The organism is uncultured Thalassolituus sp., from assembly GCF_950066645.1.
Lineage (GTDB): Bacteria > Pseudomonadota > Gammaproteobacteria > Pseudomonadales > Oceanobacteraceae > Thalassolituus.
In genome coordinates this window covers 76,772-100,753 of record NZ_CATMFB010000001.1, presented here as the reverse complement: position 1 = coordinate 100,753, position 23,982 = coordinate 76,772, and the positions used below count along the sequence as shown (strand labels likewise).

General features: G+C 51.9%; 22 protein-coding genes. 12 read left to right on the top strand and 10 right to left on the bottom strand.

The window, feature by feature from the left end:
* Positions 1–57: 57 nt before the first annotated feature.
* Positions 58–1,713: a hypothetical protein gene (locus tag Q1L85_RS00455; protein WP_300424645.1), complete on the bottom strand. Its 1,656-nt coding sequence runs from the start codon at positions 1,711–1,713 to the stop codon at positions 58–60.
* Positions 1,714–1,924: 211 nt separating this feature from the next.
* Between Q1L85_RS00455 and gmhB the strand changes: the two genes are divergently transcribed.
* Positions 1,925–2,482 (top strand): D-glycero-beta-D-manno-heptose 1,7-bisphosphate 7-phosphatase, encoded by a 558-nt coding sequence (gmhB, locus tag Q1L85_RS00450; RefSeq protein WP_300424643.1) that lies wholly within the window; start codon positions 1,925–1,927, stop codon positions 2,480–2,482.
* Here the strand turns inward: gmhB and Q1L85_RS00445 are convergent.
* On the bottom strand, positions 2,476–4,461 hold the full coding sequence (locus Q1L85_RS00445) for a BCCT family transporter (RefSeq protein WP_300424642.1): 1,986 nt from the start codon (positions 4,459–4,461) through the stop codon (positions 2,476–2,478). The two genes, gmhB and Q1L85_RS00445, sit on opposite strands and share 7 nt — an antisense overlap.
* 161 nt (positions 4,462–4,622) lie before the next feature.
* Here Q1L85_RS00445 and Q1L85_RS00440 point away from each other — a divergent pair, with 161 nt between their 5' ends.
* A complete protein-coding gene (locus Q1L85_RS00440; RefSeq protein WP_300424641.1) occupies positions 4,623–5,417 on the top strand; it encodes a lysophospholipid acyltransferase family protein in 795 nt (264 codons plus the stop codon).
* A 55-nt stretch (positions 5,418–5,472) separates the two neighbouring features.
* Complete coding sequence (locus tag Q1L85_RS00435; RefSeq protein WP_300424640.1) at positions 5,473–5,664, top strand: PLD nuclease N-terminal domain-containing protein; 192 nt, start codon at positions 5,473–5,475, stop codon at positions 5,662–5,664.
* A gap of 11 nt (positions 5,665–5,675) precedes the next feature.
* Here the strand turns inward: Q1L85_RS00435 and Q1L85_RS00430 are convergent, their stop codons facing one another.
* Complete coding sequence (locus Q1L85_RS00430; RefSeq protein WP_300431956.1) at positions 5,676–7,076, bottom strand: mechanosensitive ion channel family protein; 1,401 nt, start codon at positions 7,074–7,076, stop codon at positions 5,676–5,678.
* A 117-nt stretch (positions 7,077–7,193) separates the two neighbouring features.
* Between Q1L85_RS00430 and Q1L85_RS00425 the strand changes: the two genes are divergently transcribed.
* Positions 7,194–8,027, top strand: coding sequence for a metal-dependent hydrolase (locus Q1L85_RS00425; protein ID WP_300424637.1), 834 nt, complete (start codon positions 7,194–7,196; stop codon positions 8,025–8,027).
* Here Q1L85_RS00425 and Q1L85_RS00420 read toward each other — a convergent pair whose 3' ends face one another.
* From Q1L85_RS00420 to dnaA, 5 genes are all read right to left on the bottom strand, one after another.
* A complete protein-coding gene (locus Q1L85_RS00420) occupies positions 8,028–8,804 on the bottom strand; it encodes a hypothetical protein (protein ID WP_300424635.1) in 777 nt (258 codons plus the stop codon). It abuts the gene before it with no gap.
* A 236-nt stretch (positions 8,805–9,040) separates the two neighbouring features.
* Complete coding sequence (gene gyrB / locus Q1L85_RS00415) at positions 9,041–11,461, bottom strand: DNA topoisomerase (ATP-hydrolyzing) subunit B (protein WP_300424634.1); 2,421 nt, start codon at positions 11,459–11,461, stop codon at positions 9,041–9,043.
* Positions 11,454–12,545 carry a DNA replication/repair protein RecF gene (gene recF / locus Q1L85_RS00410; protein ID WP_300424632.1) on the bottom strand — a complete coding sequence of 364 codons (1,092 nt, stop codon included), beginning with the start codon at positions 12,543–12,545 and terminating at the stop codon, positions 11,454–11,456. Before recF ends, gyrB begins: the two co-directional genes overlap by 8 nt.
* A gap of 22 nt (positions 12,546–12,567) precedes the next feature.
* Positions 12,568–13,668: a DNA polymerase III subunit beta gene (gene dnaN / locus Q1L85_RS00405; protein WP_300424630.1), complete on the bottom strand. Its 1,101-nt coding sequence runs from the start codon at positions 13,666–13,668 to the stop codon at positions 12,568–12,570.
* A gap of 39 nt (positions 13,669–13,707) precedes the next feature.
* Positions 13,708–15,252 (bottom strand): chromosomal replication initiator protein DnaA, encoded by a 1,545-nt coding sequence (dnaA, locus tag Q1L85_RS00400; protein WP_300424629.1) that lies wholly within the window; start codon positions 15,250–15,252, stop codon positions 13,708–13,710.
* A 565-nt stretch (positions 15,253–15,817) separates the two neighbouring features.
* Between dnaA and rpmH the strand changes: the two genes are divergently transcribed.
* From rpmH to Q1L85_RS00365, 7 genes are all read left to right on the top strand, one after another.
* Positions 15,818–15,952 (top strand): 50S ribosomal protein L34, encoded by a 135-nt coding sequence (rpmH, locus tag Q1L85_RS00395; RefSeq protein ID WP_068435451.1) that lies wholly within the window; start codon positions 15,818–15,820, stop codon positions 15,950–15,952.
* Positions 15,953–15,982: 30 nt separating this feature from the next.
* The gene (rnpA, locus tag Q1L85_RS00390) at positions 15,983–16,372 is read left to right on the top strand and encodes a ribonuclease P protein component (RefSeq protein WP_300424628.1); all 390 of its coding nucleotides are present in this window, start codon (positions 15,983–15,985) and stop codon (positions 16,370–16,372) included.
* Positions 16,332–16,634: a membrane protein insertion efficiency factor YidD gene (gene yidD / locus Q1L85_RS00385; protein ID WP_300424626.1), complete on the top strand. Its 303-nt coding sequence runs from the start codon at positions 16,332–16,334 to the stop codon at positions 16,632–16,634. Before rnpA ends, yidD begins: the two co-directional genes overlap by 41 nt.
* 2 nt (positions 16,635–16,636) lie before the next feature.
* The gene (gene yidC / locus Q1L85_RS00380; protein WP_300424624.1) at positions 16,637–18,295 is read left to right on the top strand and encodes a membrane protein insertase YidC; all 1,659 of its coding nucleotides are present in this window, start codon (positions 16,637–16,639) and stop codon (positions 18,293–18,295) included.
* A 202-nt stretch (positions 18,296–18,497) separates the two neighbouring features.
* On the top strand, positions 18,498–19,889 hold the full coding sequence (mnmE, locus tag Q1L85_RS00375) for a tRNA uridine-5-carboxymethylaminomethyl(34) synthesis GTPase MnmE (protein WP_300424623.1): 1,392 nt from the start codon (positions 18,498–18,500) through the stop codon (positions 19,887–19,889).
* 34 nt (positions 19,890–19,923) lie between these two features.
* Positions 19,924–20,484, top strand: a complete 561-nt coding sequence (locus Q1L85_RS00370; RefSeq protein WP_300424621.1) for a hypothetical protein — start codon at positions 19,924–19,926, stop codon at positions 20,482–20,484.
* A 90-nt stretch (positions 20,485–20,574) separates the two neighbouring features.
* A complete protein-coding gene (locus tag Q1L85_RS00365) occupies positions 20,575–21,771 on the top strand; it encodes a type II restriction endonuclease (protein WP_300424619.1) in 1,197 nt (398 codons plus the stop codon).
* Here Q1L85_RS00365 and dcm read toward each other — a convergent pair.
* Complete coding sequence (gene dcm / locus Q1L85_RS00360; RefSeq protein WP_300424617.1) at positions 21,766–23,115, bottom strand: DNA (cytosine-5-)-methyltransferase; 1,350 nt, start codon at positions 23,113–23,115, stop codon at positions 21,766–21,768. The genes Q1L85_RS00365 and dcm overlap by 6 nt on opposite strands.
* 60 nt (positions 23,116–23,175) lie before the next feature.
* Between dcm and Q1L85_RS00355 the strand changes: the two genes are divergently transcribed.
* A complete protein-coding gene (locus Q1L85_RS00355; protein WP_300424615.1) occupies positions 23,176–23,631 on the top strand; it encodes a very short patch repair endonuclease in 456 nt (151 codons plus the stop codon).
* On the opposite strand, the gene Q1L85_RS00350 is transcribed toward Q1L85_RS00355, so the two are convergent.
* Entirely contained in the window at positions 23,609–23,980 is a 372-nt protein-coding gene (locus Q1L85_RS00350; protein ID WP_300424613.1) for a hypothetical protein, read from the bottom strand. The two genes, Q1L85_RS00355 and Q1L85_RS00350, sit on opposite strands and share 23 nt — an antisense overlap.
* Positions 23,981–23,982 lie beyond the last annotated feature (2 nt).

Genomic DNA, 23,982 nt, shown 5'->3' with positions numbered 1-23,982 from the left:
TCAACCAAAAAAGCCCGGCTACTGATAAGTAGCCGGGCTTTTTTATTCAAGAACGCTTCAGTTAGCTGGATATCCCCGGCGTATCTCTTTCATGTGAATGCGATCTTCAACATCATCACCTTTGTGCTGCTGCCACTGCATCCATTGCGTTAACGAGATAGATAGCTGCAATGAGTAATCCAGTGAGATCCACGTATCACGACCGCTTTCGTACGTCGGCACGCCGGTCCCCATAACATTGACCGGGCCTGAGCCGGTTTCTACTGTCATATTAAATGGCTCGCCCGCACCAGTATTCGCGAAGTAAATACTATCCATCTCAGCAAAGTTGATACCGTTGTTGACTGTCGCTGCAGCACCACTGCGGTCAAAGCCTTTTGTGGGGTTGGCCGCATCGGGGGTCACGCACTCTTTGGTCATGGCTGAAAACTGAGCCAGCAGCGGTGGTGTAGTCAGAGTTTTATCTGGCACAGAGGCTGTGCCATGACATGACATACAGGAGTTGTTGGCGTTGTCCGCAGGTCCGTTCAGTCGATAGTTACAGCCGAGATGCCCCATGCGCTTCATCACGTCATCGCCGCCATATCTGTTGAGTTCATCAACTGTGTCCCAGAGGATGATTTCTTCTTTAAAGCCCTCCGTTTTCACATTATCCGGAAAGTTGTAAGCCAACTGCCCATCGGGCGGAGTATCGTTACCCCACATGACTCCTAACAGGCTGATACGCTTCCACGGATCTGCTTCGGTTGCTTTACGCTGGCCATCCGCAACGAAGGTACCGAACACCCACTCGGTCCCCTGTGCTCTGCTGTCTTTTACCGCAAAATCAAACTGCAGCAGGGCCACATTGCCGTATTTGCTGGTACTGCGCGGACACTGCTGGCTCTCTTCTATCATGGTGCATTCGTCGCCGTCTGCCGGGGTACAGGAACAGAAGTCCGGAGCAGAGATATTTGCGTTCCAGGACGGCATATTGGCCAGCACCGGTAATTGTTCAGGCCCTGAGGTATTAAATAGCGGCTTACCAACTACGGCACCTTCATCGAAGCTGATATCCGTGGTTGGTACCTTCGCAGTACCATCCTTCTGCCAAACGGTCCCGAGAGTGTAGGCAGCCGTCGCGTTAAAGAAGCCGACAGCCCACATGGTGGTATCTATGTTCCCCTCAGGCGTCGAGAAGGTCACAGGAGCCTCTCGTGTCAGGCCATGGGTAAACTCGCGGCCACTCATCGGATCATACGTCTGGTAAGGAATGTTGTACCAAGGACGGATGTTGTTGTTACAGACATTCCAGTCTTCGATACCGGGACGGTTAACATTCCCGGCCTGAATGTAATCCATCACCAGCCAGGCATACTCTGTCGCTAGTTGTGTTTTCTCAGGCTGCGCGGTTGCCGGATTAAAGAGTGCGTCGAAGCGGCTGTCACGCCACGGCTGATTTGCTTTGTCATCGACAGGAGATCGCGGGTAATCATCCGACAGCTGATACACCGGGCCGGTCCAGCCATTGGTGGGGCGGTTACTGATCAGCTGCCCTTCCGACTGAAGCGCAAATGCAGGATCCTGCCAGTAGCTTGGGTAGGTTCCGGTACAGGTGCCGCTGATGATGTCCGGCACGTCATCGTCATCAGACGAGCAACCCGTCAGCACGGCACCAAGGGTAATAAGGGCGAGAGCAAAGTGCTTCCGGGCGTTCTTTCTTGTTATTTCCATATCCATCGTCCTTTGTGTGATGGGAAGAGTGCCACTGATGCTAGCAGAGGCTTTCACCACTCACAGGGAAGAACTGCCTGTCGGGGATGGCGCCGGAGGACATTATTTTTTGAGCATGGACACCGGGATGCAGTTGGCGTAATCAGACTTTAAGTCTGATGTTCTGACTTCCGTTATACTCGCCGCACTGATTATCCGGAACCGACCCACTATGAAACTCATTATTCTCGACCGCGACGGCGTGTTGAACGAAGACTCAGACGCTTATGTGAAATCTGTGGACGAGTGGATTCCTCTGGCGGGAAGTGCAGAAGCGGTCGGTAAGCTTTGCAGTGCGGGCTATACCGTCGCCGTTGCCACAAACCAGAGCGGTCTGGCACGTGGATATTTTGCTCAGCAGGATCTCGATGCCATGCACGCGAAAATGACGACGCTTGCCGCAGAGCACGGCGGAGTGTTTGCACACATAGCATACTGCCCCCACGGCCCCGACGACCACTGCGATTGCCGCAAGCCATTACCAGGGCTGATTCATCAGATCGAGCGTGCACTGGATGTGTCTGCTGAAGGTGCGTGGATGATCGGAGACTCGATCCGCGACCTGGAGGCCGGCGCCGCAGCGGGCACGCAAGTCGCGCTGGTGCGTACCGGCAAAGGGGAAATAAGTGAGCACAAACTTACTTCTCACGCCACACTATCAGAGGCACCCGTCTTTGACGACCTGAGCGCCTTTGTTGAATGGTTGCTCAGCAGACCTGCCGGTTACTGAGGCTCCCAGGGCAGAACACCCGGTGACGCTTCAATAAAGTTCAGGTACTGCTCCAGATGGTCGAGCATATCGCGGATCACCTCTTCCTTACTGCAGCCGAACAGGTCGTACCCCACCGCGCCATGGCTGAGATAGACATCAGCCCGCCAGAACGAGCTGTCGGTCTCGTAAGCCGGTGCTTCATGTTCTGTCGCCTTAACCTGATAGAAGAAATCAGCGACCCCTTCCCGAGTCAACGTCAGTGTGGCTTCGCCCGTCGCGGTTTCCAGTTGTGCCTGCCAGCCATGCACCGCCAGCTCATCACGAACGTCCTGCATCGCCGGGACTACTACCTGAGCAACAAAATGCTCGATTTTGTTGGCCACAGGAAACTTCATCAGGCCACTCAGGCGTTTGCGCCAGTCGCCCCCGTCGCTGTGCGGCCGCACCGGGTTGATCGCACTGATAGACAGATCACGATGGCCTTCAATTACCAGAGCCCGCCAGAGCCCGGCAACGGCCAGTAGCATGATGATGGCGAAGGGTAAGGCACTGACAATCGTCATTGTCTGCAACGCGCTGAGCCCGCCCGCCAACAGCAGTGTCGCGGCGATACCGCCTTCCAGGAAGGCCCAGAACACCCGCTGCCATACCGGGGTCTCGAGCAAACCACCGCTTGCCAGTGAATCCACCACCATAGATCCGGAGTCAGACGAGGTAACGAAAAAGGTGATGATCAGAAAAACCGTGATCAGAGACAGAAAGAAGGACGCGGGCAAACGGTCGTAAAACTCGAACAGAGCCACAGCATGATTGGCCTGTACCTCACCAATCAGCGCAGTTTTACCCTGCTCCATTATCATGTGCAGCGCCGTATCACCGAAGATGGCGAACCAGAGGAACGTAAACAGGGTCGGAACCGCCAGTACCCCAAATACAAACTGACGAATGGTACGCCCACGGCTGATTTTCGCGATAAACAGCCCGACAAAAGGCGCCCAGGCAATCGTCCACGCAAAGATAAACAGCGTCCAGTTTCCGATCCAGTCACTGTGCGTATACGCCTGCATATTAAACGTGCGCTCAACGATTCCGCCCAGATACGCGCCTGTGTTCTGCAGCATAGTATTCAGAATATGAACGCTGGGACCGACCGCAAAGACCACGGCCATCAGAAAAACCGCCAGAGCCATATTCAGCAGAGAGAGATTTTTGATCCCTTTATCCATGCCTGCAACCACCGATGCCGTCGCTGCCAGAGTGATAATGGCAATCGCAATAACCTGGACACTGGTGCTGATCGGAATCTGAGGCCACAGATAATGGATACCAGCATTGATCTGCGTGACCGACAGGCCCAGTGTGGTCGCCAGGCCAAACATGGTGCCCAGCACAGCAAACACATCAACGAAATGCCCGGCCCAACCATGAATCCGATCGCCAATTAAGGGATACAGGGCGGAACGCACAGACAGCGGCAGACCGTGCCTGTAGGCGAAGTAAGCCAACACTAACCCCATCAGACCGTAGATTCCCCAGATATGCAGCCCCCAGTGAAAATACGCAATCTGCATCGCCTGCTTCGCTGCGGGAATCGTCTCTGCAGCACCCGCGGGCGGCGTGGAATAGTGCAGAACAGGTTCCGCAACCCCGAAGAAGAGGAGCGCAATGCCATAGCCCGCCGAGAACAGCATGGCAAACCAGGCAGGAAAGCTGTACTCGGGTTCAGCATGGTCCGAGCCCAGACGAATATTGCCCCAGCTGCTGAATCCGACCCCAAGAATAAATACCAGGAAAACCGCCACGGCCAGCATGTAGAACCAACCAAAGGTTTCTGTCACCCACCCCAGCATTCCACTGAAGGCGCTGCCTGCCAGCTCTGGGTTGGCCGTCGTGCCAATAATCAGCAACGCAGCAACCACGATGGTTGGCACGGCGACCGGCAACAACAGGGTTGCCTGCAGGCCTTTGTTCAGTGTTTTACTCGGATCTGGCGACATAATTTCTCCAATCTCCTGCCCCGGGTTCTGGGATTTTTATGACGTTAGGTACAAGGCAGGGCCTACTACCCTGACAAAGCCAGCGCAGGATTTCAAATCAGGGCTTTTCACCCGAGCTGAGTCGCCGTACTCTGGAGTGATCCCCCTTACCGGAGTTCTGTGTGATTCAGCGCCCCGTTTCTATGCGGCTTTTTTCTGCCTTCCGCACTGTGGTGTTCATGATCATCATGACGCTGATTACCTGCCTCTGGCTGCCACCTGCCCTGTTGCTGGGCCTGCTCATGCCAGTAAAAGAACGCCATCGCTTCATTGGCCGGCCGTTCTGTCACGTGTTTCTCTGGCTCGCCAGAACCGTGTTAGGCATCCGCTGGGAAATTGTATGGCAGAGTGCTCTGCCCCCGGAGCCATCCGTCATACTCGCTAAACACCAGAGCAGCTGGGAGACCTTCATGCTGCCTGTGCTGCTGCCTCCTCAGGTTCAGGTCATCAAGAAAGAGCTTGTGCAGATTCCACTGTTTGGCTGGACTCTGGCCCTGATGAACCCGATCACCCTGGATCGCAGCCAACGAACCCAGGCCCTTAAACAACTGGTGCGACAGGGAGAAGAGCGCCTCAACGACGGCTTCCACGTACTTATCTTTCCAGAGGGCAGTCGTATTCCTGCGGGCTCGCGTAAGGAATTCAGCAAAGGCGGTGCGATGCTCGCCAGCCGCCTGAAGGTGCCGGTCGTTCCCGTCGCCCACAATGCGGGGGAATGCTGGCCGAATGACAGCTGGATACGCTACCCGGGCACGATACATATCGTCGTAGGCGCACCACTTGATACCAGCGACCTGTCCACTAAAGAAGTTCACAGTCACAGCGAAGACTGGATCAACAACACCACTGACCGCATTTCAGACACCCCGTTCAACGGCAGCGTGGTTACGGAACTCACCAGCGGTAAGCGATTCTGAATGTGTCACAAGGGGCGTGTTATGATCGCCTGAGAATTCTTCGGGGGAAGTAAGAATGACTATAGAAATCGGTGGCCTGTTCGGCATTCTCATCCTGATCGGTGATGTCTACGCCGTGCTTAATGTTGTCCAGTCACACAAGACACTGGCAGTGAAAGCCACCTGGATTGTTGCCATCATACTGCTGCCTGTGGCCGGACTGCTCGCCTGGGCCCTGTTCGGACCCAGAGAGCGTGAGGTCGCCTGAGGCACACGCCCTCAGGACGCCTGTTCGTCCGTCGCCTGTTCACGCATCAGGCGAACATTCGCATTCGGCGCACTGCCCTGTTTGTCTTCGCCGAAGTAGATCGTCTGATGTGGGAATGGAATCTCAATATTTCGCTCATCAAACGCCGCTTTTATACGCCGGTTGAACTCTCGCCCGACGTTCCAGCGCTCATGTGACTGAGTCTTGTAGCGCGCTTTGATCACCACCGCACTGTCGTCAAAGCGATCCAGCCCCAGAACCTCCAGAGGTGCCAGAACCCGGCTGGCGTACGCTTCGTCCTCGCGGAATACTTCATCAAGCTCCTTCAGCACGCTGATCACTTCATCGACGTTTTCGCGGTAAGCGACACCCACCTCAAAAATGTAATAGCTGAACTCTTTGGTCAGGTTCGACACTATGGTGACATCACCAAATGGCACCGTATGAACGGTGCCATCCAGATCACGCAGCTGCACTTTACGCAGAGTAATCTTCTCGACCAGCCCGAACTTATCGCCAATTCTTACGACATCCCCGATCTGCAGCAGGTCTTCAAATACCACCGTCAGCCCGGTCAGAAAATCTTTCACCAACGTCTGCGCGCCAAAACCAATCGCGATACCCAACACCCCGGCACCCGCCAGAAGCGGCATGATATTGATGCCCAGTTCAGACAGAATCACCATCAACGACATAATGGTCAGCGCGATCATCAGAATATTGCGGATGATGGGCGTAATCGTCTGAAATCGAGAGCTGTTAAGGCGCTCGTGTTTTTCGATCATGGATTCCAGTAACGCATTGACGCCTTCCCATATCATCGAAAAGACCATACCAACCAGAGCAATCGTCAACACCGCGCTGAGCAGCGAACCCGGGCCTTCCGACTCTTCTTTGCCCATCGAACTGGCAATCAGATGCCAGCTCGCATACCCAATAAGAATCAGGCTGACTACATAGCCCGCCCAGCGCTGAATACGGAAAATACTGCTGAACCGCTTATCATCCCAACTCAGGCTATGACGGATCAGGTTCAGCCGCCGGTCGAGAAACTTACTCAGCGCCCCATTCAGAAACAGCCCCAGTAACACCAGCAGAACCGTCACAGAAAACGTGATCAGATCACCCATAAAACTCTCAGGCAGGCCATAACTGCGGATAAGATCCATCAACTCCGCCATCAGGCCCGGCGCCTGTGCGTCGATATCAAACAGAGTGGCAATAAAAGGCACCTCGGCCTCGGGCTGAGCATCGATCATGATTTTCAGCTTCTCGACCAGTGCCTGCCGCTCACTTTCGTTTTCGAGTGTCGCGATCAGGTCAGTCACGGTTTCCTTGTTAACCTCCGGCTCTGTCGCCGACCAGCTCAACGTACTCATCGTCAGTGCGAGAAAACAGAAAAACAGACGCATAGGTTCTCCTTAATTGAATACTGACCCGGGTGCCAGAGTGAACAGGCAGGTCAGTCATTGTGCGTTAGGCGTTATATTAGCTATAAAATTATCAAAAAGTATTAAAGGAGACTCACCGTGACAGGCAGCATTCCTCTGAGCACACCAATGATCGAAGTGCGTCGTATGGACTTTGACTTCGGTAAACTCGATCAGCAGGACTGGTACCGGAATAACCCGGTCCTGACCGCGTTTATGTCCGTCCTGTCGGGGACCTTCCCGCCGGGTGAGCAGATGTTTATTGAATCAGTGCGCCACTATAAAGACCGCGTATCTGATCCAGAGTTGCTGGCACACGTCGCCGATTTCACCCGCCAGGAAGCGCATCATACCAATCAGCACAAACTGGCGAACGAGGCGCTGGAATCGCTGGGCTGGAAAGCACAGGAGATTGAACGCAGAGTCGAGAAAGCCATCGGTTTCTTTAACCACAAGCGTACTCCGCGCGAGCGTCTTGCTGCCACCGTCTGCCTCGAACACATCACCGCCATCGTTGCAGAGTATGTACTCACACACCCGCAACAACTTGAGGGAATGCACCCTTCAATCAAGTACATGATGATCTGGCACGCTATTGAAGAGATCGAGCACAAGTCAGTCGCCTTCGATGTGTATATGACAACCGGCGGAAAGCGCTCGACGCTGCGACGGATCATGAAAGCCATTTCTGTGCTGTTTCCTGCGCTCACGGTGGGCCGTACTTTCTATCTGCTGTGGGCGGCACGGCGCATGCCATCCTGGGCACAGACCAAAGAGGCCTGGACCATGCTCTTCGGTAAAGACGGCATGATCACCTGCATCAAAGCGCCCTTCAAAGACTTCTATCGCGACGACTTCCATCCGGAAGATCATGACAACCGCGAACTGATCGAACGCTGGAAAGCCGAAATAGAAGCCTGGAAGGCCAGCTGATCAGGTCAGGAAAAACTTCGCCCGGGCGAGATAGGCTTCACGGTCTGCCAGACCGTTGTAACCGCCATTGATCGCCTTGGTGATGCCTTTCACATCATCCTTGTCCGCTTTATCTGCCAGTCCGCGCTGCTCCCAGAACCAGAGGCTCACCGCCAGCGCATGCTCTGGTGAACATAGCTGCTCCGGCCAGTGCTCATCGGATGTATCCAGATCGGCAAACACGGCATAACGCTCGTAGTTATAGCGCCCGGTCAACTGAATCAGCCCACGCCCCTTAAAGCGCACACCATCACCAGGCTGAGTGTTCCCCAGGTCATCCCTGCCCTCGTAGGCTTCACCCGATGCGAGTTCCTCTGTGAGCTGCAGTGACAGACTCTCGTGACCAATCTGAGCGAGAAAATGAGACAGGCGCAACGGCGAGCTGATCGCGCTGTGGCAATCACATTGATGATTCAGTAATGGAAAATACTTCTCTACGACCCGGGGCGACGCAGACGGCATCACGGCCGCCAGCGCATCCGGCGTCAGCGCCTTAGGGATCAGACTGCGTAATGTCCTCAGCGTGCGTCCACCCGGATCTACCCGACCGTCCGGTCGTCGCAGACCCACCTTGTCATCCTGAAAAGACGTAATCATTCCAATCGTTTTCGGACCAATCAGCCCATCAACTGCCAATGGAATCTCCGGATGCATAACGGCATTCAGAGCCGCTTGTATCACCCGCACATCTGAAGGCGCGTTAACGCCCTCCTGGCCAACGCTGGCTTCTATTGCCATGTCGTGCCCTCCCTGAAGCGTGAAACCTCTCAGCGAAGCGCTGAGGCCGTTTACTGCTGGTTCAGTATCATGGCCTGACGCGATACCAGCTTCAAGTGCGCAAGGTTGCCATATGAGCCAAATGACGACCTTCTGACATCTCGCTTCCCTGTCATAATAAAAAAGCCCCGCCTGACGCAAGTCAGGCAGGGCTTCTGTTTAGCTGGCCAGTGTTCCACGTGAAACACAAGCGTGGATCAGAAATCCAGGTTCGCTACGTTCAGCGCGTTCGCTTCAATGAAGGCACGACGTGGTTCAACATCATCGCCCATGAGGGTGGTGAACATCTTGTCCGCGCCGATCGCGTCTTCAATACTTACCTGAAGCATACGACGGGTTTCCGGATCCATGGTGGTTTCCCACAGCTGCTCAGGATTCATCTCGCCCAGTCCTTTATAGCGCTGGATGTTGAAGCCTTTCTTAGCTTCAGCGAGGAGCCACTGTACGGCATCCCAGAAATCAACGATTGGATGAACACGCTCACCGCGTTGAATGTACGCACCCTCTTCGATCGTCTCGCTCAGCTTCTCGCTCATAGACGCGAGCTTGTTATAGCCATTGCCAGTAAAGAACTCGGTATCGAGGATGTAATCGCGCGCCAGACCATGGGTGATGACTTTTACGTCGACGTTGAAATTGCCACGCTCTACGTCTTTCTCAACGCTGATTTCAAAGTGAGAACCACTGCGACCCGCATCAGGCAGAGATTCACGCAGCTTATCTGCCCACGCAGTCATCGCCGCATGATCATTCATCATGTCCTGTGTTACACGTGGAAGCGTCAGCATAGCGTGCAGAACTTCTTTGCGAACCAGGTTGGCCATACGATCGACGGTTTCCTGCGCTGCGCGATACTGGGTAACGAGGCCAGCAAAGGCCTCATCGGTAATCGCTGGAGCTTCAGGAGAAGGATGCAGAGCAGACTTCTCAAGAGCGATGTGAGTGAGGTAACTCTCCATCGCTTCTTCGTCTTTGATGTACTGTTCCTGCTTGCCACGCTTGATCTTGTAGAGTGGTGGCTGGGCAATATAAACGTGACCACGCTCGATGATTTCTGGCATCTGACGGAAGAAGAAGGTCAACAGCAGCGTGCGGATATGCGCGCCGTCGACGTCGGCATCGGTCATGATGATGATGCGGTGATAACGCAGCTTGTCCGGGTTGAATTCTTCCCGGCCGATACCACAACCCAGTGCGGTAATCAGGGTGCCGACTTCGGCAGAAGACAGCATCTTGTCGAAGCGGGCTTTTTCTACGTTAAGGATCTTACCTTTGAGTGGCAGAATCGCCTGGGTCCGGCGGTCACGGCCCTGCTTCGCAGAACCACCCGCAGAGTCACCCTCCACCAGGTAAACTTCAGAAAGAGCGGGGTCTTTCTCCTGACAGTCAGCCAGCTTACCTGGCAGACCTGCGATATCCAGTGCACCTTTACGGCGGGTCATTTCACGCGCTTTACGGGCGGCTTCACGGGCACGGGCGGCGTCGATCATTTTACCAACGAGGTCTTTCGCCTGTTGTGGGTTTTCCAGCAGAAACTCCTGGAACAGACGCCCCATCTCCTGTTCAACCGCAGGTTTCACTTCACTGGAAACCAGCTTGTCTTTGGTCTGTGAGCTGAATTTAGGATCAGGCACTTTCACCGAGATAATCGCCGTCAGACCTTCACGGGCGTCATCGCCGGTGGTCGATACTTTGGCTTTCTTATCCAGGCCTTCCTGAGTGATGTAACTGTTCAGGGAGCGTGTCAGCGCCGCGCGGAAGCCCGCTAAGTGGGTACCACCGTCGCGCTGGGGAATGTTGTTGGTGTAACAGTGAATGCTTTCCTGGAAGCCGTCGTTCCACTGCATGGCGACTTCTACGCCGATGCCGTCTTCACGCTGATCTACGTTGAAGTGGAACACGTCGCTGACTGTGGTTTTACCTTCATTCAGGAAACCGACAAACGAGCCCAGACCACCTTCAAACTCGAACACATCTTCTTTGTCTGAACGCTCATCCTTCATGTGGATGCGTACGCCAGAGTTCAGGAACGACAGTTCACGCAGGCGCTTGGCCAGGTAGTCGTAACTGAATTCGGTCTTATTGGTAAAGGTCGCCTTAGACGGCAGGAAGGTCACCATAGTACCCGTGGTCTCTGATACGCCGACTTCTTTCAGTGGATAGTCAGGCACACCGTGGGTGTATTCCTGCTCGTAAAGCTTCCCGCCACGACGGATGGTCAGCTTGAGCTTTTCGGACAGTGCGTTCACCACCGAAACACCTACGCCGTGCAGACCGCCAGATACCTTATAGGAATTGTCGTCAAATTTACCGCCCGCATGCAGTACGGTCAGAATAACTTCCGCTGCAGAGACACCTTCTTCCGGGTGCATCTCAGTCGGAATGCCCCGGCCGTTATCGGCAACAGACACTGAATTGTCGGGGTGAATGATCACATCGACCGTATCGCAGTGACCCGCCAGCGCTTCGTCGATGGAGTTATCGACAACTTCGAACACCATGTGGTGCAGGCCTGTACCATCATCGGTATCGCCAATATACATCCCTGGACGTTTCCGCACTGCATCAAGGCCTTTCAAAACCTTAATACTGGACGAATCGTAAGTCTGCTCACTCATTCGGTGTTTCCTCGTTTAGATTGCCATGTTCCACGTGGAACACTTTACTGGCGACGGGCTTCCAGACATCGGTTAGTTTTTCTTTGTCGATGCTGGTTATAAAGACCTGACATTTTAATTCTTCCAGCAGCCGGCATAAAGCGAAACGGTGCTTTTCGTCGAGTTCTGACGCAAGATCATCCACCAGATAGATGGTGCTGCGTTTGCTCTCCTGCTGGAACAGAGCGCCCTGCGCAATCTTCAGCGCAGCGACAACGGTTTTCTGCTGACCGCGGGAGAGAATCTCAGCCGCAGGTTGCTTATCACACTTGATACGTAGTTCTGCCCTGTGCGGGCCAGACTGGGTATACCCCAGAACCATATCACGCTCCTGCTGACGCTGCATGACGTCAGCAAGTTTCGAATCTTTTTCCCAACCGGGATAATAGGCGAGAGAGACGCCGATTTCAGGATCCAACTGGTTCAGTATCCGCTCGAATTCTGGCTTAAAGCGGCTGAGGTAAGCTCGACGTTGAGCATCAATCGCCTCTGCACTTTCAATAAAGCCGTCGTTCCAGACATCCAGCCATTCCGCTTCTTTCTGCTTCAGTACCGCATTGCGCTGCTTCAGATGCTTACGGAAGGTCTTCCACTGATCCATAAAGGTATGTTCCACGTGGAACACGCCCCAGTCGATAAAGGCGCGACGCTCTTCGGGAGAGCCTGACAGAAGCTTAAATGTATTGGGTTCGATAATCTGAACCGGCAACCAATGCGCAGCTTCCGCCTGAGAAGTGAGAACGGAACCATTCAGTTTAAGAAGGTGGTCCCCAGACTTCAGTCTCAGGCTTTCCATATCACACTCTCCGAGATCCGGATCACTCAATCCAACCCGCATTTCCATGCGGTCGTGATCGTGAGAGAGGACGTGCTTAAGCTGAGACGTACGGAATGACTTGCCAGACGCCATCACCGCAATAGCTTCCAGAATGCTGGTTTTCCCGGAGCCATTGTCTCCGTAGATAAAATTCACATGCGGGTGGGGGTCGATGACCAGCGGCTGCAGGTTGCGCACGCCGCTGATTCTGAGATGCCGGACTGGCATAAAGAGAAATCCGAAGGATTTACTAGAGGCGCATTGGCATGACAACGTACATGGCATCGCCGCCTTCCGGCTCTTCAACCAATGCACTGCTGTTAGCATCTGACATAGTGAACTTCACCGTATCAGAATCGATTACACCCAGAACGTCCTGCAGATAAGACACATTGAAGCCCATCTCCAGTGAATCGCCCTGATACTGAACACCAACCGACTCTTCAGCTTCTTCCTGCTCAGGGTTGTTTGCAAACACCTGCAGGTTGTCTGTGCTGAGCACCATGCGCACGCCACGATACTTTTCGTTCGAAAGAATCGCAGTACGGTTAAATACCTGGCGAAGTTCAGTACGATCACCCAGCATCACGTTTGAACCATTCTTCGGAATCACGCGACCATAGTCAGGGAATTTACCGTCGACCAGCTTCGATGTGAAGGTAAAGGCTTCGGTATGAGCACGCAGGTGATTCGCACTCAGTGACAGGCTGACAGACGCTTCAGGGTCAGTCAGCAGCTTAGCCATCTCGAGCACACCTTTACGCGGCAGAATAATCTGTTGCGCTTCTTTAGGACCAGATACAGCCACGTGACAGGTCGCCAGACGGTGGCCGTCAGTCGCTACCGCACGCAGACCTTCCGGGTTTACCTCAATCAGCATGCCGTTGAGGTAGTAGCGGACGTCCTGCTGAGCCATCGCGAAACTGGTGCGATCGATGATCCGGCGAAGATCCTGCTGCGCCAGTGCGAATGTCTGCTCATTGGCAATGGCATCAACATTCGGGAATTCAGTCGCAGGAAGTGTAGAAAGCGTAAAACGCGAACGACCAGAGCGGACGTTTACGCGCGCTTCTTCCTGTTCAATTTCAATCTGTGCACCATCAGGCAGTGAGCGGCAGATATCCATCAGCTTCTTCGCCGGTACTGTAATTGCGCCTTCCTGTCCCACTTCATCAAGTGTGACACGGCCAACCAGTTCGACCTCAAGATCGGTACCCGTTAAAGAAAGTTGCTGACCTTCTGTCTCCAGCAGTACGTTAGACAGCACAGGCAGAGTCTGGCGCTTTTCAACTACACCAGCCACCAGTTGCAGTGGTCGCAGAAGGGCTTCCCTGGATATGACGAATTTCATGGTTCTCCACTCAGTTCCGGTGCCTTTACGGCAGGGCCTTTAGGTTGTCAGTGAGCGCAGCAGGTTCTTATAGTCTTCCCGAACGTCTGCACTGGATTCCTGTAATTCTTTTATCTTACGGCACGCGTGTAATACCGTGGTGTGATCACGACCACCAAAGAGTTCGCCTATTTCAGGCAGACTGTGATTCGTCAGCTCTTTGCTCAATGCCATTGCTACCTGGCGTGGTCGGGCAACTGAACGCGTGCGGCGCTTAGATAATAAATCAGACATCTTGATTTTGTAATACTCAGCGACCGTTCGCTGAATATTTTCGACACTCACCTGCTTATCCTGCAGAGCGAGAAGGTCTTTCAGAGATTCTTTAATAAAAGGCAGGGTTATTTCACTGCCTGTGAACTGGGCGTTAGCCGCGACGCGCTTTAACGCTCCTTCCAGCTCACGCACGTTAGAGCGTATCTTCTGCGCGATGAAAAACGCTGCGTCATCGGGAAGATCCATACCGATCTGTACCGCCTTCTTCATCAGAATAGCAACGCGCGTTTCCAGTTCCGGAGGTTCTACTGCAACCGTTAAACCCCAGCCAAAACGTGACTTAAGGCGCTCTTCCAGACCATTAATTTCTTTCGGGTAACGATCACAGGTCAGAATCATCTGCTGACCACCCTCAAGCAACGCATTAAAAGTGTGGAAGAACTCTTCCTGCGAACGCTCTTTACCCGCAAAAAACTGGATATCGTCGATCAGCAAGGCATCAAGGCTACGGTAAAACCGCTTAAATTCGTTAATAGCACCCAACTGCAGAGCCTTCACCATGTCCTGAACGAAGCGTTCAGAATGAACGTAAAGCACTTTGGCGTTCGGGTTCTTAGACTGCAGAAAGTTGCCGACCGCATGCATAAGGTGGGTCTTACCCAGACCAACACCACCATATATAAACAGTGGGTTGTAAGATCCCCCCGGATTTTCCGAGACCTGCTTAGCAGCAGCATGAGCCAACTGGTTAGACTTACCCTCAACAAAACTGCTGAAAGTAAACGCCTGGTTCAGGAAACTCTGATGTTGCAGCCCCCCTTCTACCTGCACATTACGCTTCGCTTTAGGCGCGGGTGCTGGAGGCGGCGTTTCTTCAACCGGAACCACAGCCAGTTCTTCAGATGAAGGCGGTGGACCTTCAAGCGGGTCTATAAAGGAAGAAGGTGCTGCATATGAAGGCGCGGAAACCGGCGCACTGACCGACTCAACAGGTTCTTCACGCGGAGCAGCAAAATTCATCGTGTTTTCAGCGACTGGCTGACGACGCTCCGGACGCGGAGGAGCCACTGACGCGCTGAACATAGGACGGCTTTCACCGGCAACGACATCCACATGAGTAATGCGTCCGCCATTCAGCTCAGACATGATTTCCTGAATACGCTGCAGATATTTGTCACGCACCCAGTCTTTTACAAACCGGTTTGGCGCACTCAGGACGAGCTGACCATTATCAGTACTGGCAATCAGAGGACGAATCCATGTGTTGTATTGCTGTGCAGGTAACTCATGTTGAAGATACCCCAGGCAGTCATCCCACAAACCTGTCACAAACACCTCTGTACTGGCTGGGTTAATGTCGGAAAGAGCAGGACATTCTATCTGAGTGGCTTCCTGTTATCCACAGAAATCGACAGCCAATCTCATTTTGTCATCACTGCCCATCTGTGGATAACTCACTGAAAACCCTGTAATTTCAAGCATGAACAGAAATGTGAATAACTCGACACCTCTCCTCATCTGTGCATAACCCACCATTTCATGCACTCGTTTTTCCCAGCTCATCCTGAGTAAATCCACGACTTTCCCGACAGGTTATCATTACCGTAACCATATGATTTTTATAATAATTTTATGGTTATCAACAGAAACGGACGCCCTTAATCAAAATAAATACAGATTTCTTCTCTTCTTCACATCACATCATTCATATCAATACAAACATGATGACCGGGTGGATCAGAAAAGTGATTCAGGTGTTCAGTGAGATGAGTCAGAAAGAGAACTTCTGGTGACCGGAAAAGAAATCCGTAACTGGCGTTGCTTTACCTGGGTCTTTTGCATACAATTCACGGCCCTAAATTTTGACCCTTATCACTTAACCGGGTGAAGTGTTATGAAACGTACTTTTCAACCAAGCGTACTGAAGCGTAAGCGTACTCACGGTTTCCGTGCTCGCATGGCTACTAAAAACGGCCGTCAGGTTCTGGCTCGTCGTCGCGCTAAAGGCCGTCACAGCCTGGCCGCTTAATTGCTGTTTTAACCTGCAGGGCAATACTCAATGCCGGATTCGTCGTTCCGTAAAGATTTACGGTTACTGAAAGCGGCAGAGTTTAAACGTGTTTTTGATAACACGGCTCTGCGAGGTAGCACGCCTCACCTGCTGGTGCTGGCAACACCGAATGGGCTTGAACAACCTCGTGTGGGGTTTGTTCTGGCCAGAAAACAGCTGAAGAAAGCAGTAGACCGCAACCGGGTGAAACGCCTGATCCGTGAGTCTTTCCGCCAACATCAGCATGATCTGGAAAAGAATGATTTCGTCATTCTTGCCCGTTCGGGAATTGTTGAACTGGACAATCAGCAGATACGTGCGATGATCGACAGCCTCTGGTTCAGACTGAAGCAACCTCATGGTAAACACCCAGGAAGAGGCCGCAAAAAGCGGCGTTAATCCGGTCGCAAAGATCGCACTCGCCCTGATTGCTGTTTATCGCTATGCGATCAGTCCTCTTTTTCCCAGTCGCTGTCGATACTACCCCACCTGTTCTTCCTATGCTGATGAAGCAATCCGCCGTTTCGGAGTCATCCGTGGTGGTATGCTGGCATTGCGCCGGATAGGCCGTTGTCACCCCTGGGGTGGCCACGGGGTAGATCTTGTCCCGGATCGGGACGTCCACACTCATTCTTCTCATTGCTGCCAACGGAAACCCTGACCATGGATATCCGCCGTTTAATCATATTTGCCGGTCTGGCGATCAGCTCTTACGCTCTGATCATGGCCTGGAATAACGACTACGGTTCGACCGAAGCACCTTCAGCCTCTGTAATTGCTACTCAGACCAGTGACAGCCCATTTGCAGGCGATGCGCCCGCATCTGCCGCAGAATCTGATACTCCTGATGTCAGTGAGCAGCCGTTAGTAACCACTGACTCACCTGAGGTTGCAAAGCCTACCGGTGATCTGATCCGTATTGAAACTGATGTTCTCCAGGTAGTGATCGACCCTCGTGGCGGTCAGGTATCTGAAGTACGTCTGCCTGCATACCCTTACTCAATTGATCAGCAGGACGTTCCTTTCACTCTGCTGGAAAACAGCCAGTTACGTACCTTTGTAGCGCAAAGCGGCCTGCTCGGCCGTGACGGCGTCGACAAAAACGGCGGTGCACTCTACAGTGCCGAAAGCAGCGAATATCGTCTGGAAGACGGTCAGGAAACTCTTCAGGTTGTACTGAAAACAACATCTGACAAAGCGAACATCGAGAAAATTTTCACCTTCACCCGCAGTAACTACCTCATTGATGTGCGTTACCGGGTGCAGAACACCTCGGCAGACGCCTGGCAGGGTGTGTTTTATGCTCAGCTGAAACGTGACGGCACGCCTGATCCTTCGAAATCTAGCTCGATGGGTATGCAGGCATATCTGGGTGCGGCACTGACGACCAGCGAAGAGCGTTATAAGAAAGTTGCTTTTGATGATCTTGAAGATGCGCCGTTCAAAGCTGTTGAACAGGGTGGTTGGGCTGCAGTACTGCAACACTACTTTGTGTCGGCCTGGGTACCAGCGCAGGATCAGCAGCACACCTATAACGGCCGTTTCGTCAAAGGTAACTACGTTTTCGGCTTCTACGACAATGCGGTGTCTGTGGCGCCGGGTGAAACTGCGACCATGGGCGCACAGCTGTACGCTGGCCCTAAAATCCAGGATCGCCTCGAAGAGATCTCACCCAACCTGGAACTGGTTGTCGACTACGGCATCCTCTGGTGGGTGGCTCAGCCGCTGTTCTGGCTGCTCGATTTTATCCACGACTACGTGGGTAACTGGGGTATTGCGATTATCCTGCTGACGGTTCTGATCAAGCTGGCCTTCTTCAAGCTGTCTGCCATGTCTTACCGCTCAATGGCGAATATGCGCAAAGTCGCGCCTAAGATGCAGGAAATCAAAGAACGTTACGGTGATAACCGTGAGAAGCTTGGTCAGGAAATGATGAAGCTCTACAAAGACGAGAAGATCAATCCACTCAGTGGCTGTCTGCCAATCCTGGTTCAGATGCCAGTGTTCATCGCACTCTACTGGGTACTGATGGAATCGGTTGAGCTGCGTCAGGCTCCGTTCTTCCTGTGGATTGAAGACCTCTCGATCAAAGATCCACTGTTTATCCTGCCGTTGCTGATGGGTCTGTCTATGTTTATCCAGATGCGACTCAACCCAACGCCGCCTGACCCAATGCAGGCACGTGTGATGCAGCTGATGCCAGTCATCTTCACTGTGTTCTTCCTGTGGTTCCCAGCCGGTCTGGTACTGTACTGGGTAGTGAACAACGTACTGTCGATTGCACAGCAGTATGTGATCACCAAACAGATCGAAAACAGCTGATGCTGTGATCAATCCAAAAAAGGCGCTGCGGCGCCTTTTTTGTTGCCTTAAAATGGGCTGCAGCCCGAAACCAACAGATACTAATACCACTGGATACATCAGCAGGACGCGGCAAGCACATCCATGTGCGCTCAGTTATGCCATCCGTGGCATAAATGCTTGCTTCATGTATCCAGTGATATTGCTTAACAAAGGCCAGACCATGACCCAGGTACACCAGGACACCATCACAGCCATCGCAACAGCCCCAGGGCGTGGCGGCGTCGGCATTATTCGTGTGTCTGGTACCAAGGCCATAGAGGTTGCACTCAACGTATTGGGGTACGAGCCAAAACCGCGCTATGCGCACTATGGGCCGTTTAAAGCACAGGATGGGACCGTACTCGACGAAGGCATTGCCCTCTTCTTCCCGAATCCAAATTCTTTTACGGGTGAAGACGTGCTCGAACTGCAAGGCCACGGTGGCCCGGTGGTACTCGACCTGCTGCTGAAAGAAGTCGTCGCCGCAGGCTGCCGTATGGCACGGCCGGGTGAATTCTCAGAACGTGCCTTCCTTAACGACAAAATGGACCTGGCCCAGGCCGAAGCCATTGCCGATCTGATCGACTCCGCCTCAGAGCAAGCCGCCCGCTGTGCACTGCGCTCCATGCAGGGCGAATTCTCCAAGCGCGTACACGAACTGCTCGATCAGCTGATTCATTTGCGCATGTACACAGAAGCCGCGATCGACTTCCCGGAAGAAGAAATCGACTTTCTGTCAGATGGTAAAGTTGAAGCCATGCTCACTGACGTCGAACAGGCGTTAGAGTTGGTACTGAAAGAAGCGAATCAGGGCGCGATATTGCGCGAAGGCATGAACGTTGTGATTGCAGGCCGCCCGAACGCCGGTAAATCGTCTCTGCTTAACGCACTGGCTGGTCAGGAACGTGCCATTGTGACCGACATTGCCGGCACTACCCGCGACGTACTGAAAGAACATATCCACATCGACGGTATGCCCCTGCACATCATCGACACCGCGGGCCTACGTGATGCTCCCGACGAAGTCGAACGCATCGGCATTCAGCGCGCCTGGGACGAAATCAGCAAAGCCGACCGCATATTGCTGATGATCGACTCCACGACTAACGAAACTGATCCAGAGAAGCTTTTACACGCGCTTTATGACGAACGCGGCCTCGAACAAGTCACCGACGACCTGCTTGCCAGTGGCCGCGTAACTGTTATCCGCAACAAAGCTGACTTATCCACAGAAACCGTGGGATTAGATACGTCAGGCAGCTACCCAACCATTGCACTCTCTGCGAAACAGAACATCGGTGTCGACACCCTGCGTGAACACCTCAAAGATGTGATGGGCTACAACGCCGCGAGCGAAGGTGGCTTCCTTGCCCGCCGCCGCCATATCGACGCTCTGAACCGCGCCAAAGACGCCCTCGCCTACGGCCGCCAACAGCTCGAAGGCATGGGCGCAGGTGAACTGCTTGCAGAAGATCTGCGAATGGCCCAGAACGCACTCAACGAAATCACCGGGGCTTTTACCGCCGATGATTTGCTGGGCGAGATATTTGGTAGCTTCTGTATTGGGAAGTAGGCAAACTAGCGCTTTCTAAACATGGATATGTTTGATGAAAGTACTCTCTTCTCTATCGATTCTCTTTTCTGCACTCGCTATATCGGCCTGCTCTACCTACCCGATGGGTTTGAGCGAATCTGAATGGAATGCATTGACGCCGGAGCAGCGTCAGCAAGCGGTTCAACAGCAGGCTGAACTGGATGATAAGTACCGCATTGCCCAACAGGAAGCAGAAATACGTGAGCAGGAGGAGCGCGCTCAGCAGAAGGCTGATTCCAACCCGGGTGAATGGCTACAGTGCACGTTGACCGAGAATCGGATTTATCGAGGTTTTGAGTGGAAGCAGGCACAGGACGATGCATTCGAAATCCTGGCTGGTGACAAGCTTCAGCTCAATATAGAAAAAGATGACTTTGTTGATGTGAGTCTGAACGTCACATTTGATGGCCAGATTATCGAGTTATGCCACTTCAATAAGTGCGATCGAGTTACGGGTACGTCAAAGCAGTATCAAGCTGGCATAGATAAACAGATCGTTCTGGAGAAAACCTATCAAGGTGTCCTTCATTGCGATGCGGTCAAGCGCCAGCCGATGGTATACAAAGTACTTTGATAAACAGTTCGGTTGCTATCGCAATATTAGATTCAAGAGACTTCCATATTGCGAAGGTGTTTATAACGTATATAAGAAAAGGGATTATCAGTGTTTGAAAAAGTTAGTGACGTTTTTTCTGCAGTAGCATTTAAGTTCTCGAGTGCAGTAGATGTTGATCCTGAATCATCGAATCAACACGAATTGGGTGGTTTGGTGCAAGCAGGACTAAAGGAAGTTCTGGGTAGTCGGAACGACGGAACTCAATATAAGTATGCCGCTGAAATCGTTCACCTTTCTGACAATGCTGATCCGGTAGTTTCGGAGGAAGAGGTTACCTGGTACGACGTTCGTTTCCAAAATCCAAACAGAGGTCCCGAGTGGCGTTTATATTACCCCTCATGCAGTGCCGTACATTCTGCATCGGAAGGGGATTTCTTACTAGTTGCAGTCACTAAAACAAACCGCTTACTTATAATATTTTGCGATCCTGACAGTTCCTATAAAAATGAACTGGTCAATATTTTTAGCATTGAAGATGCATCTGGTGAAAAATTCCGGAAAATCGATACCTTTAAAAATCAGGTCCAACTCCCATTAAATATCATTTTGTCCAGATATGGTGTGGAACTAGGTAGTTCAGAGAGTTTTGATGTCAAAAAACTGCTTTCTACATTTAAAGGTGTATTTCCAAAGACAAAGGATCTGTCTCAGTATGCCAGGAATAACTCGTCAGTTGTATCCCCTGTGGATGATCCAGACGGAAGTCTGATGCATTGGATGTCGGTCGAGGAATCGATGTTCAGGGCTATCGAAAAAGAGATTGTTGAAAGAAAGTTGAAAGCTGGATTTAACGACAATGTAGATGAATTTATTTCATTTTCACTATCTGTTCAGAATAGAAGAAAGTCGAGAGTTGGTCATGCTTTTGAAAATCATATCGAAGAGATCTTGATGCAGAACGCAGTCCTTTTCTCCAGAGGAAAAAAGACAGAGGGTAACAGAAAACCAGACTTTATTTTCCCAGGAATAACTCAGTATTTAGATGCTAACTACCCTGATAAGAAGCTACATATGCTGGGTGCGAAAACGACCTGTAAGGATCGTTGGCGTCAGATTCTTCCAGAGGCTCGAAGGATTAATACCAAGCACTTAATAACTTTGCAGCCAGCTATTTCCAAGCAGCAAATCGATGAGATGGTGGCCGAAAATGTTCAGCTAGTTGTACCATCTGCACTACATCCAACATACGATAGCTCTTCGACAGTTATATCGTTTAAGGATTTCATTAACGAAGTTAAGTTATAAGATTCTTTTTAATAGCAGTTTGGCTACCGATTGAAATACGGGCACGACTACGGAATTGCCAAACTGCTTGTACGCCTGCGTATCAGACACTGGAATTCTGAAATCATTACCATTGATTGAAGAGAACCCCATTAATTTGGCGCACTCATATGGAGTAAGCCGTCTTGGGCGATTCTCAAGATTCGTATTATCTCCAAATCCTTTACTGAAGTTCCAGCCTCGATCAACGAGTATTTCCGATCCGTCTTTGTAGTATCGTGCAGACAACGTACGTGCGACATCGTTGGGGCCGACCAGACCAAAACCGAAGCCATTTCCCTTTTCCTTATGCTTAATCGCATAGTTATGGAGGTATTCCCAAAGCTTTGGAGTCAGTGTGTATTTGGCGTCGACGTCCTGATCAAAGATGTCACCAAGGGTGATCTTCTTTTTAGGGTAGTACTTGCGAATATCTTTCAGGGTGAAGCCTTCATGGATGTTCAGGTCTTTGCGGAATCCTACAAGAACAATTCGTTCACGGTGCTGAGGAACCCAATTTTTTGCATCAATCACTTTAGGGTCTTTGGGACCTTCGTGATCTGAATCAGCAACCCAGTAGCCAAGCTCATCAAGGGTTTGCATGATGATCTTGAAGGTTTTGCCCTTGTCGTGGCTTTTCAGATTTTTAACATTCTCAAGAACAAATGCTTTTGGTTGCTTGGCTTTGATAATACGTGCGACGTCAAAGAACAGAGTTCCTTGTGTATTGCACTCAAAACCATGAGCACGACCTAAAGAATTTTTCTTTGAAACTCCAGCAATAGAAAAGGGCTGACATGGGAACCCGGCTAACAGAATGTCGTGATCCGGAATCATTCTGTCGATATTCTGATAGGCCTCTTCTTCAGAAACGGTTTCGTCAGATGACAGCGTTACATCCCTGATATCTTCATTGAAGGTGTGGTAATCACCGTGACTGTAGTAATTTGCCTTGTAGGTACGCGCAGCAAACTTGTTCCATTCGCTGGTGAAGACGCAAAGACCGCCCTCGTCTTCAAAGCCTTTACGGATTCCGCCAATACCCGCAAACAAGTCAATAAACTTGAATTTGGCTTTATCTGGATGAACTTTTTCTTTCGGCAGAAGGCCTTTAAGGGCTTTGAATTCTTTTGCACTGAGGCGAGGTTCTGACTTACCTTTGCTCCAGCGATTAATGGTTTCGCGGCACCAGTGTCCGGGAGTCACAGAATTGAGAAAGTCGGCAATAGCCTTCTGATCATAGATCTCAAGCAACTGACTGATAAGCGTGGCGTCTGATACATCGTCATAGCCGTCAGTGATTAGCGCGAGTTGTTCAGTGGCCATTTCTTTCTCCAGGTCAATTGTGTGACATATTATCACTGATTCATTCCATTCGGGAGCAGTATGTCAGATGTCCACTCCCCTGCTACCCGGAGCCGCAATATGTCGGCTATCCGGGGTAAAGACACAAAGCCGGAAATGCTGATCCGGCGTGCCTTGCATGCTCGTGGCTTCCGGTTCCGTCTGCATAACCGTGCGCTGCCAGGCTCGCCAGATCTGGTGCTACCTAAGTACCGCGCTACGATCTTCGTCCACGGTTGCTTCTGGCATCGCCATGCTTGCCCTATGTTTCACTGGCCTTCTTCCCGCGAGGAGTTCTGGCGGGAAAAGCTGAATGCCAATTACGAGCGCGATGAGCGCAATATCAACTTACTTCTGAATGTCGGCTGGCGCGTTGCTGTGGTCTGGGAATGCAGCATCCGTGGCAAGCACAGAAAGGATCTGAGTGCAGTTGTCGACGAGCTTTCTGATTGGCTGGCCTCAGATCAGCACTTTCTCACTGTAGCGGGTGATTCCTGACGTAATCCCGCGTCTCGAGCCAGTCATTGATGATGTCCATCATTCTTGTGAGCTGTATGTTTACACCTTCTACATCCAGTTCTTCCCAATCGTAGAAGTTACCGGCCTTCGGTATCGGGTGGTCTTCATCTAACAGGTACATGCTGGCGTCTACAACGTCGTGCAGTTCAGAGAAGGTCTTTATGTTTTCAGGTTGCACGCCTCTGCGCAGATCTTCTTTGATCCATTCGATAGCAACAGCGGCGCGGTAGCGGATAACAGTCTCCAGTGTGAGTTCGCCTCTGAGGCCGATGCCGTGGTGGTAAGTGCGGGTTTCTTCAAGAACGGAAGTTGCCTGTTTCGTTTCCATGA